The 12,923-nt window shown below is 76.5% G+C and carries 14 protein-coding genes; 7 read left to right on the forward strand and 7 right to left on the reverse strand.

The window, feature by feature from the left end; genetic code table 11:
• Positions 1 to 368 precede the first annotated feature (368 nt).
• Positions 369 to 1,016: a DNA alkylation repair protein gene (locus ACFUMH_RS15890; RefSeq protein WP_378207671.1), complete on the forward strand. Its 648-nt coding sequence runs from the start codon at positions 369 to 371 to the stop codon at positions 1,014 to 1,016.
• Positions 1,017 to 1,106: 90 nt separating this feature from the next.
• Here ACFUMH_RS15890 and ACFUMH_RS15895 read toward each other — a convergent pair whose 3' ends face one another.
• Positions 1,107 to 1,712 carry a TetR/AcrR family transcriptional regulator gene (locus tag ACFUMH_RS15895; protein WP_378207675.1) on the reverse strand — a complete coding sequence of 202 codons (606 nt, stop codon included), beginning with the start codon at positions 1,710 to 1,712 and terminating at the stop codon, positions 1,107 to 1,109.
• A gap of 78 nt (positions 1,713 to 1,790) precedes the next feature.
• Here ACFUMH_RS15895 and ACFUMH_RS15900 point away from each other — a divergent pair, with 78 nt between their 5' ends.
• On the forward strand, positions 1,791 to 2,189 hold the full coding sequence (locus ACFUMH_RS15900; protein WP_378207678.1) for a VOC family protein: 399 nt from the start codon (positions 1,791 to 1,793) through the stop codon (positions 2,187 to 2,189).
• Positions 2,190 to 2,264: 75 nt separating this feature from the next.
• On the opposite strand, the gene ACFUMH_RS15905 is transcribed toward ACFUMH_RS15900, so the two are convergent.
• The 4 genes from ACFUMH_RS15905 to ACFUMH_RS15920 all read right to left on the reverse strand — a co-directional run bounded on the left by ACFUMH_RS15905 (position 2,265) and on the right by ACFUMH_RS15920 (position 6,722).
• Positions 2,265 to 2,666 carry a pyridoxamine 5'-phosphate oxidase family protein gene (locus tag ACFUMH_RS15905; protein ID WP_378207681.1) on the reverse strand — a complete coding sequence of 134 codons (402 nt, stop codon included), beginning with the start codon at positions 2,664 to 2,666 and terminating at the stop codon, positions 2,265 to 2,267.
• Positions 2,667 to 2,715: 49 nt separating this feature from the next.
• Positions 2,716 to 5,175: a glycoside hydrolase family 65 protein gene (locus ACFUMH_RS15910; protein ID WP_378207712.1), complete on the reverse strand. Its 2,460-nt coding sequence runs from the start codon at positions 5,173 to 5,175 to the stop codon at positions 2,716 to 2,718.
• 38 nt (positions 5,176 to 5,213) lie between these two features.
• On the reverse strand, positions 5,214 to 5,987 hold the full coding sequence (locus ACFUMH_RS15915) for an HAD family hydrolase (RefSeq protein WP_378207684.1): 774 nt from the start codon (positions 5,985 to 5,987) through the stop codon (positions 5,214 to 5,216).
• A 78-nt stretch (positions 5,988 to 6,065) separates the two neighbouring features.
• Positions 6,066 to 6,722, reverse strand: a complete 657-nt coding sequence (locus tag ACFUMH_RS15920) for a hypothetical protein (protein WP_378207687.1) — start codon at positions 6,720 to 6,722, stop codon at positions 6,066 to 6,068.
• A gap of 131 nt (positions 6,723 to 6,853) precedes the next feature.
• On the opposite strand from ACFUMH_RS15920, the gene ACFUMH_RS15925 reads away from it, so the two are divergent.
• The 3 genes from ACFUMH_RS15925 to ACFUMH_RS15935 all read left to right on the forward strand — a co-directional run bounded on the left by ACFUMH_RS15925 (position 6,854) and on the right by ACFUMH_RS15935 (position 9,521).
• Positions 6,854 to 7,579 (forward strand): hypothetical protein, encoded by a 726-nt coding sequence (locus tag ACFUMH_RS15925; protein WP_378207690.1) that lies wholly within the window; start codon positions 6,854 to 6,856, stop codon positions 7,577 to 7,579.
• 92 nt (positions 7,580 to 7,671) lie between these two features.
• On the forward strand, positions 7,672 to 8,829 hold the full coding sequence (locus tag ACFUMH_RS15930) for a sensor histidine kinase (protein ID WP_378207692.1): 1,158 nt from the start codon (positions 7,672 to 7,674) through the stop codon (positions 8,827 to 8,829).
• Positions 8,823 to 9,521, forward strand: a complete 699-nt coding sequence (locus ACFUMH_RS15935; protein ID WP_378207695.1) for a response regulator — start codon at positions 8,823 to 8,825, stop codon at positions 9,519 to 9,521. The genes ACFUMH_RS15930 and ACFUMH_RS15935 overlap by 7 nt, the downstream gene beginning before the upstream one ends.
• Positions 9,522 to 9,584: 63 nt before the next feature.
• Here ACFUMH_RS15935 and ACFUMH_RS15940 read toward each other — a convergent pair whose 3' ends face one another.
• A complete protein-coding gene (locus ACFUMH_RS15940) occupies positions 9,585 to 10,127 on the reverse strand; it encodes a hypothetical protein (protein WP_378207698.1) in 543 nt (180 codons plus the stop codon).
• A gap of 265 nt (positions 10,128 to 10,392) precedes the next feature.
• Here ACFUMH_RS15940 and ACFUMH_RS15945 point away from each other — a divergent pair, with 265 nt between their 5' ends.
• Both ACFUMH_RS15945 and ACFUMH_RS15950 read left to right on the forward strand, forming a co-directional pair.
• Positions 10,393 to 11,838, forward strand: a complete 1,446-nt coding sequence (locus ACFUMH_RS15945; protein WP_378207701.1) for an amino acid permease — start codon at positions 10,393 to 10,395, stop codon at positions 11,836 to 11,838.
• Positions 11,839 to 11,847: 9 nt separating this feature from the next.
• Positions 11,848 to 12,318 (forward strand): GNAT family N-acetyltransferase, encoded by a 471-nt coding sequence (locus ACFUMH_RS15950; protein ID WP_378207705.1) that lies wholly within the window; start codon positions 11,848 to 11,850, stop codon positions 12,316 to 12,318.
• Between the two features lie 35 nt (positions 12,319 to 12,353).
• Here ACFUMH_RS15950 and ACFUMH_RS15955 read toward each other — a convergent pair whose 3' ends face one another.
• Positions 12,354 to 12,836 (reverse strand): MarR family winged helix-turn-helix transcriptional regulator, encoded by a 483-nt coding sequence (locus tag ACFUMH_RS15955; RefSeq protein ID WP_378207709.1) that lies wholly within the window; start codon positions 12,834 to 12,836, stop codon positions 12,354 to 12,356.
• Between the last annotated feature and the right edge of the window lie 87 nt (positions 12,837 to 12,923).

Here is a 12,923-nt window from a genome sequence, read left to right on the forward strand (position 1 = left end):
GTCCTGACCGGTGCGGCCGCGCGGCCGCCCCCCACCCACCCCCGCGGGGCGGGACCGGCCCGACCCCCGCCCCCCCGGCCCCGCCCCGCCCCCCCGCGCGGGGCCGGGGGGGCGCGGGCTACCTCACTAGGTGCCTGCCGCGGGCCCCGCCGGCGCCCCGGGGGGCCACGTCGCGGGCGGGTGGGTCCGCGCGACCCCGACGAGTCCTGAGCGCGCTGCTGGTCCACCCCTCCGGAGGAGCGCGCGGTGCGCGCGACGAGGAGCCGCTGGGTGCGTCCGCACCCGCCGCGGGAGCAGGAGGTGGTGCGGGTGCGTGCATCGACCCACGACGTGGTCCGGGAGCAGCTGCTCGCGGCCGGTGCCGGCCGATGACGTCGGTGGCGGCCGTCGAGGCGCGGCTGCGGGGGATGGCCGACCCCCGGCAGGTGGACGCCATCGCGAGGCGCGTACCTCGCGACCAGGTGATCGGCGTGCGGATGAAGCACACGTTCGACCTCGCACGCGAGCACCGCGGGCTCCCGGTCGACGTCGTCCGCGAGCTCCTCGCCTCGCACTGGTACGAGCTGCGGATGGTCGCGGTCAGCGTCCTCGACGCCCAGGCGCGACGCGCGCGTCCGACCACGCCCGAGCGGGCGGTGCTGTTCGAGACCTACCTCGACGGGCACGAGCACATCGACACGTGGGACCTCGTGGACCGCGCGGCGCCCCGCGTCGTCGGGGAGTTCCTCCTCGACCGGCCGCGCGACCCGCTGCACCGTCTCGCGCGGTCGGTGAACCGGTGGGAACGGCGCACGGCGCTCGTCGCGAGCTACTGGACCATCCGGCACGGCGGGCCCGACGACCCCGTGGCGATCCTGCGCACGCTGGTCGATGACCCCGAGGCGGTCGTGCAGAGCGCGCTGGGCACCGCGGTCAGGGAGCTGCGCCGGGCGCACCCGGACGCCGCCGCACGGTTCGAGTCCGTTCACGCCTTGTCTCCCGCGGCCCGGCGCGCGGCCGCTGTCGGCAGGAGCTGACTCCCGCCCGGCGCCCTCGCCCCCCACCGCACGCTCGCCCGCGGGCGGCGAGCGGGTCCCCGGGTCGTCGTGCGTGCCGGGGCGGGCCGGTCAGCCCCGCGCCGTGCCGTCCGCCCGCAGGCCGCGGAGCAGGTCGCGGAGGGCGTCCCAGGCGTCGCGCGTCGCAGCCTCCCGGTCGGCGGACGCGGCGATCCACAGCGCTGCCTCGTTCATGGCGCCGGACAGCAGCGCGGAGGTGGCGACGACCGGGACGTCGCGCAGCCGGCCGGCGCGCGCGAGCTCGGCCAGCACCTCGTCGAGCAGGCGGCCCGAGCTCGCCGCGTCGACGTCGCGCCACGCCGCCCACCCGAGGACGGCGGGCCCGTCGACGAGCATGACCCGCCGGGCGTCGTCCGCGACGCTGGCCTCGAGGAAGGCGCGGCACCCGCGCTCGAGGCTCTCCCACGGGTCGGCGGCGTCCTGCGCGGCCTCGTCGACCGCTGCGGCGACGCCGGCCTGCACCTCGGCGTGCACGGCGGCGAACAGGCCCCGCCTGCTGCCGTAGTGGTGGTAGACGGCCCCGCGTGTCACCCCGGCCTCGGTGGCGACCTCGTCGAGCGGGACCGCCGCGTAGCCGCGCTCGGTGAACAGCCGGCGGGCGGCCGCGCGCACCGCGGTGGCCGTCGCCTCGCTCTGCTCCTTGGTGGCTCTCGGCATCGGGGCACCTCCTCTTGACGAGGATACATACAGTCTGTTCGTATCTATACGTACACACCGTACGTAAAGGAGACGACGATGCACCTGCAGAGCAGCTACCCCGTCCTCATGACGCGCGACGTCGCGGTCGCCGCACGCTTCTGGACCGACACGTTCGGGTTCGAGCCGACGTTCTCGTCCGACTGGTACGTCAGCCTGCGTCGCGGCACGTGGGAGCTCGCCGTCCTCGACGCCGACCACCGCACCGTCCCGGCCGCGCACCGCGGACGCACCGCTGCCGGCGTGCTCGTGAACCTCGAGGTCGACGACGTCGACGCCGAGCACGAGCGCGTCCGCGACCTCGTGCGCGTCGTCCTGCCGCTGCGCTCCGAGGCGTTCGGGCAGCGGCACTTCATCGCGGAGGGGCCCGACGGCGTCCTGGTCGACGTCATCACGCCGATCCCGCCGACCGGCGAGTACGCGGACTCCTTCTCCTGACCGGCCCCGTCGGCGCGGCACGGTCGCCGGCACCCGTCGCGGCCATCCGGCCGGACGTGGTCCCGTGCCGCCGTGTCAGACCAGGTCGCGCGACGACAGCACCCGGTCGACGGCGAGCCGCAGCACCACGCGCTCGACGCCCGCGGTCGGCGGGCGGTAGCGCTCGGCGTACCGCCGCAGCGCCTCCTCGACCTCGGCCGCGTCGTCGACGACGGTCATCGCGCCCTCGAGCGTGAGCCAGCGCCGGCCGTCGACCTGGCAGAGGGCGGCGCGGGCGGGGCCGTCGGTGCCGCGGCGGCGGGCGTTGCGCGCCTTGACGGTGCCCGGCCGCGTCGTCGTCCGCGCGACGCCCGCGGCCGGGTCCCACGTGAACGCGACGGGCACCACGTGCGGCGTGCCGTCCGTGCGCAGGGTCGTCAGCGTCGCGAGGTGGCGCTCGGTGACGAAGGCCAGCTGGTGGTCGCTCAGTCGCAGCACCGGCCGAGCGTACGACCGAGCCCCCGGGCGGTCGCGGCCGGACCGCCGCTCAGGCGTTGCGCCCGGTCTGGTGCGGGACGGACGCCGTGACCACCGTGCCGTCGGGACGCCGCGTCCCCAGCCGTGCGGCCGGGTCCGGGACACCCTCGATGCGCGGTCCCTGGTCGGCGAGCGGCACGACCACCGGCTCGCCGCCGACCTCGACGGCCGCGCCCCGCACGCGGACGGTCAGCGCCGGCCCGTCCTCGACGACCAGCTCGAGCGCGTCGGCGCGCAGCCGCACCCGCAGGTGGCTGCCGCGGACGGCGAGGCGGTAGGTGAGGGCGTCCCACGACGTGGGCAGGCGCGGGTCGAACGAGAGCACGCCGTCGTGGTGGCGCATGCCGCCGAACCCGCCGACGAGCGCGGACCACACGCCGCCGGCGGACGCGACGTGGACGCCGTCCGACGCGTTGGCGTGCAGGTCGGCGAGGTCGACGTAGAGCGCGCGGTGGAAGTAGTGGAGCGCCAGGTCCTGGTAGCCGACCTCGGCGGCGATGATCGACTGCACCACCGCGGACAGCGTCGAGTCGCCGGTGGTGATCGTGTCGTAGTACTCGAAGTCCGCCCGCTTCTCCTCGGGCGTGAAGTCGGCGCCCTGCAGGTACAGGGCGAGCACGACGTCGGCCTGCTTGAGCACCTGGAAGCGGTAGATCACGAGCGGGTGGTAGTGCAGGAACAGCGGCCGCCGGTCCTCCGGCGTGCCGGCCAGGTCCCACACCTCGCGCTCGTGGAACTGCGAGTCCTGCGGGTGGATGCCCAGGTGCGGGTCGTAGGGGACGGCGAGGGCGTCCGCGACGCGCTCCCACTCCGCGGCCTCCCCCGTGCTCAGGCCCAGCCGCGCGCACTGCCGGCCGAACCACTCCGGTCGCCGCGCCGCGACGTCCCGGACCGCCTGGGCCGCCCGCCGCAGGTTCGAGCGCGCCATCACGTTCGTGAACAGGTTGTCGTTGACGACGGTCGTGTACTCGTCCGGCCCGGTCACGCCGTGGATGTGGAACGACTGCTCGCCGTCCCCGCGCCAGAACCCGAGATCCGCCCACAGCCGCGCGGTCTCGACGAGGATCTCCAGCCCCTCGCGGTCGCTGAACTCCTCGTCGCCGGTCACGTCGACGTACGTGCCGACCGCGTGGGCCACGTCGGCGTCGATGTGGTACTGCGCGGTGCCGGCGGCGTAGTACGCCGACGCCTCCTCGCCGTTGATCGTCCGCCACGGGAACAGCGCCCCGTCCTGCGTCATCTCGCGCGCGCGGCGACGGGCGGCGGGGAGCATGGTGTGCCGGAACCGGAGCGCGTTCCGGGCCACCTGCGGGGTCGTGTACGTGAAGAACGGCAGGACGTAGATCTCGGTGTCCCAGAAGTAGTGCCCCTCGTACCCGGACCCGGTCACGCCCTTCGCGGGGATGCCGTTGCCCTCCGCGCGGGCGGCCGCCTGCGCGAGCTGGAACAGGTTCCAGCGGACCGCCTGCTGCGCCTGCGGGTCGCCGTCCACCTGGACGTCCGAGCGGCTCCAGTACGCGTCGAACCACGCGCGCTGGTCGGCGAGCAGCGTGTCGACACCGTCGGCACGCGCCCGGTCGAGGGTCCGCCGGCAGCGGTCGGCCAGCTCGCGCGCCGGGACGCTGCGGGACGTGTGGTACGCCACGTACTTCGTGACCGTGAGCGGCCGGCCCGGCTGCGCCCGCACGCTCACGACGAGCTTCGCGTCGTCCGGCCCCACCTCGACGTGCTGCTCGTGCTCGCCCGCCGTGCTGATCTCGTGGTCCGCCGCGACCGCGAGCGTCATGCGGGAGCGGACGCACCGGTAGCCCAGGACGATCCGGCCGTCCTCGTCCCGGGCGAGCCGCGGCTCGAGCACCCGCTCGTCGAACGGCCGGCTGCGGCGGGGGTCGTCCCGTACGGGCGCTGTGCCGGTCGCGCGCGCCGAGTACTCGTCGGCGCCGTCCTCGCGGTTGATGACGTGCGACGAGACGACGACGGGGGCCGGCGCGTCGAGCACGGTCACCTCGAGCGTCATCACCGCCAGGTGGCGGGCCGTCGCCGACACCATGCGCCGGGACCGGACCCGCACGCGGTTGCCGGACGGCGTGCGCCACACGAGCTCGGTGGCCAGCACCCCGCCGGCGAGGTCGAGGGCCCGCTCGTACGTGACCAGGTCGGCGACGTCGAGCACGAGCGGCTCGTCGTCGACGTACAGCCGCAGCACCGTGGCGTCGGGCGCGTTCACGATGGTCTGCCCGACCTCGGCGAAGCCGAACGCCTCCTCGGGGTGACGGATCGGCCACGTCTCGTGGAAGCCGTTGACGTACGTGCCGTGCGCGTGGCTCGGGCGCCCCTCCGCCGTGGTGCCGCGCATCCCGAGGTACCCGTTCCCGACCGCGAAGAGCGTCTCCGTCGTCCCGAGGTCGTGCGTCGTGAAGGACGTCTCGACGAGCCGCCACGGCTCCACCGGGAACCGGACGCGGTCCATCGGCGGCGGTGCGCCGTGCAGGTCGGCCGGCGACGGCGTCACCGTCCCACCAGGTCGGTGAGGTCCGCGACGACGACGTCCGCGCCCGCGGCACGCAGGGCCTCGACCCCGGCGCCGCGGTCCACGCCGACGACGGCGCCGAACCCGCCGGCCGCACCGGCGGCGACGCCCGACACGGCGTCCTCGAGGACGACCGCACGGTCGACCGGGGCGCCGAGCAGCCGCGCCGCGTGCTGGAACGTCGCCGGGGACGGCTTGCCCGGCAGCCCCTCGCGGAGCGCGACCACCCCGTCGACGACCACGCGGAAGCGCGGCGTCAGGTGCGCCGCGTCGAGCACGGCCCGGGCGTTGCGCGAGCTGGACACGACCGCGCACGGGACGCCGCGTGCGGCCAGCCGGTCCAGCAGCACGACGGCGTCCGGGTAGGGCGGGACGCCGTCGCCCAGCAGCCGCAGGAAGTGGTGGTTCTTGGCGTCGCCGACCGACCGCACGGTGTCGGTGCCGGGCTCGGTGACGATGCCGGGCTCGGTACCGGTGACGGGCTCGGTGCCGGTGCCCGCGACGGGCGCCTCGGCGGGGCCGCCCTCCGGCAGCACGACGCCGCGCGAGGCGAGGACCGCGCGGACGGCGTCGTAGCGCGGACGGCCGTCGACGTAGCGGAAGTAGTCGTCGTCGCCGTACGGGGGCGTGATGCCCCGCGCGCGGAACAACGCCGTGAACGCCGCCTCCCACGCCTGCATGTGCACCCGCGCCGTGGGGGTCAGCACCCCGTCCATGTCGAACAGTGCGACGTCGTACCGCTGCCAGTCCATGCACGCTCCCGTCGACGGTCGCGCCCACCGTAGCCGCGGGCCCGACGGGCGGCACGGCGGACGCGGACCGCGTGGGCTCTAGCCCCGCGGGCGAGCCGGGCGGGGGAGACCGGCACCGCGTCCCGCGGCGGGCGCGGGCGGGCGCAGCCCGAGCGACCGCAGCTCGAGCGCCGCGAGCGCGTGCACCACCTCCGGCTCACCGCGACGCCACGCGTCGGCGGGGTCGGGGCCGACGCGGGCGAGTCGCGTCACGGGCTGCGTGGCCAGGGCCCGCAGGGCGAACAGGTCGAGGTCCACGGCCGAGTCCAGCAGCCGCGCTGCCGCGCCGGCACGCCGCGCGAACGACAGGCGCGCGCGCAGCCAGGCGACGACCACGACCCCGACGGGCCCGAGGGCGACCGCGACGGCCACGGCGAGCGCCAGGCGCGCGGCACCGTCCTGCACCTCGACGCCCGCCGCCGCGATGGACCCGGCGGCGCCGCCCGCGGCGTCGAAGGGCGCGCGCACGTCGTCCCCCACCACGGGGATGCGCGACACCGTCTCCCCGGCGGAGCCGAGGCTGTCCCGCAGGGACGTGCCGGCGTCCTCCAGGGTCCGCCCGGGGGCGCCGAGCCGCGCCACCAGGTCGTGCAGCCACCGCGCGACCCACAGCCACCCGGCCACCCACGCCAGCACGACCAGGTCGCCGACGACCTGCCGCGCGCGCCGGCGCCCGTCCTGCGCGTAGAACCTCATGCCGCACATGGTGGTGCCTGCGGCCGTCGCGCGCCCGCGTCCGGGCAGGCGCCCTCGACCCATGGCGCCGAGGGTCGCTGCGGCGGCACACTCGTCGTGGAGCGACGACGCCGACCGGCTGGGGGGCCGCCATGGACGAGCTGTCGGAGGGCACCGTGCCGGAGGGCGGCGTGCCGGAGGGGGCCGTGCCGGGCGACGCCGCCGAGGGCGCCGTGTCGGTGGTGCTGCGGCGCGCCCCGTCCGGGCAGGTCCTGGCGGTCGGGACGCTGCTCGACACGGAGACGGCGTACGTCACGGGTGTCGTGGAGGGGCTGGACGACCCCGCCGGCTTCGAGGTCGTCGTGGTCCCCGCGGACGCCCGGGAGGTCGACCGCGTCGCGCCGGGCCGGGTCCACCTCGTGCGCGCGGGAGCGCGCGTCGGAGCGCCCGGGTTCACCGTCGTGCGGCTGGCGCGGCCCAGCCGGATCGCGCCGCGGCGACCGCGCCGTCGTGACCCCGTCGACCTCGTCCTCGCGCTGGAGGAGCGCACGGGCGAGCCGGCCCCCGGGCGGACCCGTCCCGAGCCGCCGGACGGCCCGGTGCGCGCCGGGGGCCCGCGGCGCCGCTCCGACGACCCCGTCGCGGACCTGCTGCTGCCCGCGCCCGCACCGGACGTCACGGACGACCTGCTCGCCGGGCTGCCGGTCGAGGACGCGCAGCCGGGGGTGCCCGTCACGACGTCCGACGACGTCGACCTCGTCGCGGGCTTCGTCCCCCTCCTGTGCGGCTGGTTCAAGTGGCCCTGCGAGTACGTGCCGGCGTCGGGGGCGGAGCTGGCGGAGGCGGTGGCCGAGCGCCGGCGGCCCCGGGGGCCGTGACCCGCCGCCGCGCCGCGGGCGCCGGCCCCGACGGGCGGCGTGCGCGGGCGTGGCCGCGGGCCGAGCGGCCGGCGGTCGGGGTCGCCGCCGGGGTGGCGGTCTGGGTGCTCGACCTCGCGCTCTTCAGCGACCTCGCCGTCCCCGAGCGCGCCGTCGCGACCGTGCCGCTCGTGGGCGGGGCGCTGCCCGTGCTCGGGCTGCTGCTGCTGCGCCGCCGGCACCCCGTCGCGGTCGCGCTGCTCGTGAGCGCCTGCGTCGTGCCGGCGCTGCTCCTGCTGGCCTGGCCACCGGTGCTCACCGTCGCGCTCGCGGTCAGCACGGCCGCGGCCCGGGCGTCGCTGCGTGCGTCGGTGCTGTGCCTGGTCGCGGCGCTGACGGCGCACGGGTTCGCCCTGGTCGAGGAGGTGCGGCGCAACCCGCAGCTGGACGCGGCGGGCGCGCTGGCGGGCGTGGGCGCGGTGTACGTCGTGCTCGAGGCGGGCGCCTGGGGCGCCGGCCGCTGGAGCGCCGCGAACCGCCGACGCGCCGCACGGCTGGAGCGGGCGCGGGAGCAGGCGCTCGCCGACGAGCGGGCCCGCATCGCGCGCGAGCTGCACGACATCGTCGCGCACGCCGTCACGGTGATGCTCCTGCACGCGGCGGTCGGTCGGCGGGCCGTGGAGCAGCGGTCGCCGGCGGAGGCGGGGGAGGCCTTCGGGGTGATCGAGGAGGTCGGCGGCCGTGCCGTGAACGAGCTGCGGCGCATGCTGGGCCTCCTGCGCACCGACGCGGCGGACGTCGCGGCGGAGCCGTTGCCGACCGTGGACGGCATCGCCCGCCTGGTCGAGGACGTCCGGCGCGCGGGCGTCGACGTCGACCTACGCACGACCGGGGAGGCACGCCCGCTCGACCCGAGCGTCGGCCTCGCCGCCTTCCGGGCGGTGCAGGAGGCCCTGACGAACACGGTGCGGCACGCCGGTGCGGGCGCGCGCGCCGCCGTCGACGTGACCTGGTCGGCGGGGTCGCTCGCCGTGCGCGTGGTGGACGACGGCGGCGGGCGCGCCGACCCGCGGCTCGCCGCCCTCTCCACCGGCACGGGGCTGGTCGGCCTCGCCGAGCGCGTCACGGTCGCGGGCGGGCGGCTCCGGCACGGCGCCCGCGCCGAGGGCGGGTGGTACCTCGAGGCGGTGCTGCCCGTGACGGGCGCGACGCCACCGGCACCGCCGGCGCACGCCGCGGCGCCGGCACCCGGGAGGGACCGCACGTGGTGATCCGCGTCGTCCTCGCCGACGACCAGCCGCTGATGCTCCAGGGGCTGGACCTGCTGCTGCGGTCCGAGCCCGACGTGGACGTCGTCGGGCTCGCCGCCGACGGCGACGAGGCGTTGCGGCTCGCCCACCGGCACGTGCCGGACGTGGTCGTCCTCGACGTGCGCATGCCGCGGCTCGACGGGGTGGCGGCCACGCGCCGGGTCGTCGACGAGCTCGGCGGCCCGCCGGCGGCGGCGCACGCCGTCGGCGTCCTCGTGCTGACCGCGTACCACGACGACGACACGGTGTACGCGGCGCTGCGCGCGGGGGCGCAGGGCTTCGTCGTCAAGGACGCGGCCCCGGCGGAGCTGGTCGCCGCGATCCGCGCGGTCGCCGCCGGTGACGGCTGGCTGCACCCCGCGGTCGCGCGCCGGCTGCTCGCGGAGTTCGCCCGGCGCTCGCCGCCCGGCGCGCCCCCGCCCGCCGACCTGGCGGCCCTCACACCGCGCGAGCGGGAGGTGCTCGTCGCCGTGGCGCACGGCCTGTCCAACGCCGACGTGGCCGCGCACCTCGTCGTCACGGAGGCCACCGTCAAGACGCACCTGGGCCGGGTCCTGATGAAGCTGGGCCTGCGGGACCGGGCGCAGGCGGTCGCCGTCGCCTACCGGGCGGGCCTCGTCACCGCGACGTCGCCCCTGCCGCCCCGGTCGTGAGTCCGCGGGCCGGGTCCGCCGCACGGGGGGACCCGGCCCGCGGTCGAGCGGGTGCCGGCCTGCTCAGTCACGGATCCAGGTGAAGACGACGCGCGACCCACCCGGCAGCGACTCCAGGTCGCCGATCTCGAGCACCTTCCGGCCGGTGTTGAGGACGCCGGCCTTCCACAGCTCGAGCGACTGGCCGTTGCGCACCTGGTGCGCCCACAGGCCGTTGTTCGCGTGGAACCGACCGGCCGACGGGTTGACGTGCAGGTCCCACCGGTTCCCCTCGCCGTCGGGCATGGCCAGGGTCTTCCACCACAGGCGGGTGTCCGTGGCGGTGAGCCGGAACCGGACCTCGTCCGCGGGCACGTCGGGCTGGTTCCGCCGCACCTCGTAGACGAGGACGTCGTTCCTGTCGGCGGTGGTGAACATCCCCGACCCGCGGGCGACCCAGTCCGTCGGCAGCCCGACGGTCAGGCCCGAGGCGACCCGGACGTGGGACGCGACGGCCGGGGCGGCCGTGGCGGGCTGCGCGCCGACGGCCAGCGCCGCGGGCAGGAGCGCCGTCACGAGGACGGCGGAGAGGATGACGCGCGGAGCGCGTCGCTCGATCGGTCGCATGGTGGGCACCTGGCTTCCTCCTCGGTGGGACCGCCTCGTCGCGCTCCCGGTGCCACCACGGTGCCGCGACGCGCTGCCCGGGTCGTCCGACGCCCGCCCGATCCTGCGGGTCCTCCTCCCGGTGCAGACGCGTACGCCACCGGTGGTACAGGCCCGTGGCCGTCACCGGTGGACGCCCCGCCCGTTCGCTGCGAACCTCGACAGCGAGGCGTCCGACGGCGCTCCCCGCGTCCGCCACCGCCCGGTGCCGAGGGGGGAGACGCACATGCCGTTGTCGAGGGAGCCCGGCTCGATCTGGCGGCAGATGCCGGTTGAGCGCATCGAGGACGTCGAGGACCAGGGCGGCGCCGGCAGGCTGACGAAGAGCCTGGGGCTGTGGCAGCTCACCGCGATCGGCGTCGGCGGCATCATCGGCGTCGGGATCTTCTCGCTGGCGGGGCTCGTGGCGCACGGGGACGCCGACAACCCGGGCGTCGGCCCGGCGGTGCTGGTCTCGTTCCTGATCGCGGGGCTCGCGTCGGCGGCGGCCGCGCTGTCCTACGCCGAGTTCGCGGGGATGGTCCCGCGCGCCGGCTCGGCGTACACGTACGGGTACGTGGCGCTCGGCGAGGTCGTCGGGTGGTTCATCGGCTGGGACCTGCTGCTGGAGTACATCGCCATCGTGGCGGTCGTCGCCATCGGGATATCCGGCTACCTCGAGGCGTTCCTCGCCGGGTTCGGGGTGCACCTGCCGGACGCGGTCACCGCCAGCGCCGAGGACGGCGGCGTGGTGAACGTGCCGGCCGTGCTCGTGTGCCTGCTGGTCACGTTCATCCTCAGCCGCGGCACGCGCACGTTCGGGCGCTTCGAGCTCGTCGCCGTCGCGATCAAGATCCTGCTCATCCTGTTCATCGTCGGGCTCGGCGTCTTCTACGTGGACACCGGCAACTACAGCCCGTTCATGCCGAACGGGTTCGGCCCGGTGCTCACGGGCGCCGCGACGGTGTTCTTCGCCGTGTTCGGCTACGACGCGATGTCGACGGCGGCGGAGGAGGCGGAGGACGGCCGGCGGCACATGCCGAAGGCGATCATCCTGTCCCTCGTCATCGCGATGCTGCTGTACGTCGCGGCGACGCTCGTGCTCACCGGCCTGCAGGACTACGAGGACATCGACCCGACGGCGGGCTTCGCGTCGGCGTTCCAGAACGTCGGCCTGCCGGTGGTCGCGAGCATCATCTCGGTGTTCGCCGTGCTGTCCATCCTCACGGTGATGCTGACGTTCCTGCTGGGCGTGACGCGCGTGTGGTTCTCGATGAGCCGCGACGGGCTCCTGCCGACGTGGTTCGCCGGCGTCGACCGGCACGGCACCCCGCAGCGCGTCACCTGGATCGCCGGGGTCGCGGCGGCGCTGCTCGCGGGCGTCTTCCCGATCCGGGCGGTCGCCGACCTGACGAACATCGGCATCCTGTCGGCCTTCGTCGTCGTCTGCATCGCGGTCATCCTGTTCCGCCGCACGCGCCCCGACGCGCCGCGCTCGTTCCGGCTGCCGTTCATGCCGGTCGTGCCCGCGCTGGGCGTCGTGGCGTCGCTCTTCCTCATCCTCCAGCTGCACTGGGAGACGTGGCTCCGGTTCGGCGTGTGGCTCGTGATCGGGCTCGTCGTCTACTTCGCCTACGGGCGGGGGCACTCGCTGCTCAACCCGGACAGCCCGCACCACGCGGGGCGTCGCTAGCCTGGCGCGGTGACCCTGCGGATCCGCCCCTACCAGGACGACGACGCCGGGCCGACCCTCGACGTGTTCCTCGCCGCGGTCCGCGTCACCGCCGCGGCCGACTACACGCCCGAGCAGGTCGCGGCGTGGGCGCCCGACGACATCGACCCCGCGGCGTGGGCCGCCCGGCGGGCCGCGCTGCGCACCGTCGTCGCGGAGGTCGACGGCCGTGCCGTCGGGTTCACCGACGTCGACGCCGACGGCTACGTCGACATGATGTTCGTCGACCCGTCGGTGGGGCGCTCGGGCGTCGGCTCCGCGCTGCTCGCGTGGGCGCGCGCCGAGGCGCTGCGCCTCGGCGCGACCGCGCTCACCACGCACGCGAGCGTCACCGCCCGGCCGTTCTTCGAGGCCCACGGGTTCGTCGTCGAGCGGGAGCAGCACCCGGTGCGGCACGGGGTCGCGCTGACGAACTACGCGATGCGGCGCGCCCTGCCCTGACCGCCGGCCCTGACCGCCGGCCCGGACCGCCGGGCTCAGTCCGGGGGCGTCATCCGGCCCTCCGGGTCGAGCCGGCGCAGCATCGCGGCCGTGATCCGGGTGAGGTGCTCGACGTCCTCGGGCGTGAGCGCGTCGACCGTGAGCGCGCGGGCGGTGCGCACGTGCCCCGGCGCGGCCGCGACGACCGCCGCCCAGCCCGCGTCCGTCAGGTGCGCGTCCGTCGCGCGCCGGTCCTGCGGCGAGCCGGCCCGCTCGACGAGCCCGCGCTGCTCGAGCCGCTTCACGACGTGCGACAGCCGCGGGAGCGTCGCGTTGGTGCGCCGCGCGAGGGCCGTCATGCGCAGCGCGCGCCCGGGCGCCTCCGACAGCATCGCGAGCACCTGGTACTCGAAGTGCGTCAGGCCGGCGTCGCGCTGCAGCTGCTGGTCGAGCCGCCCGGGCAGGAGCTCCGCGACCGCGACGAGCCCCAGCCAGGCACGCCGCTCGCCGGGGGAGAGCCAGGGGGTGTCGTCGGCCACGACCGAACGGTAGCGACGTGCGTGCCGCGGGGCGCGCGGCCGGCGCCGGCCACGGTCAGGCCGGCGGCGGGCCGCCCGCCCGCGGTC

This window comes from Cellulomonas sp. NPDC057328, assembly GCF_042667215.1.
Taxonomy (GTDB): Bacteria; Actinomycetota; Actinomycetes; order Actinomycetales; family Cellulomonadaceae; genus Cellulomonas.

Excerpts from the sequence above, each read along its gene's own strand:
- ACFUMH_RS15890 (WP_378207671.1), top strand. The coding sequence starts at position 369 with ATGACGTCGGTGGCGGCCGTCGAGGCGCGGCTGCGGGGGATGGCCGAC.
- ACFUMH_RS15895 (WP_378207675.1), bottom strand. The coding sequence starts at position 1,712 with ATGCCGAGAGCCACCAAGGAGCAGAGCGAGGCGACGGCCACCGCGGTG.
- ACFUMH_RS15900 (WP_378207678.1), top strand. The coding sequence starts at position 1,791 with ATGCACCTGCAGAGCAGCTACCCCGTCCTCATGACGCGCGACGTCGCG.
- ACFUMH_RS15910 (WP_378207712.1), bottom strand. The coding sequence starts at position 5,175 with ATGGACCGCGTCCGGTTCCCGGTGGAGCCGTGGCGGCTCGTCGAGACG.
- ACFUMH_RS15915 (WP_378207684.1), bottom strand. The coding sequence starts at position 5,987 with ATGGACTGGCAGCGGTACGACGTCGCACTGTTCGACATGGACGGGGTG.
- ACFUMH_RS15920 (WP_378207687.1), bottom strand. The coding sequence starts at position 6,722 with ATGAGGTTCTACGCGCAGGACGGGCGCCGGCGCGCGCGGCAGGTCGTC.
- ACFUMH_RS15925 (WP_378207690.1), top strand. The coding sequence starts at position 6,854 with ATGGACGAGCTGTCGGAGGGCACCGTGCCGGAGGGCGGCGTGCCGGAG.
- ACFUMH_RS15940 (WP_378207698.1), bottom strand. The coding sequence starts at position 10,127 with ATGCGACCGATCGAGCGACGCGCTCCGCGCGTCATCCTCTCCGCCGTC.
- ACFUMH_RS15945 (WP_378207701.1), top strand. The coding sequence starts at position 10,393 with ATGCCGTTGTCGAGGGAGCCCGGCTCGATCTGGCGGCAGATGCCGGTT.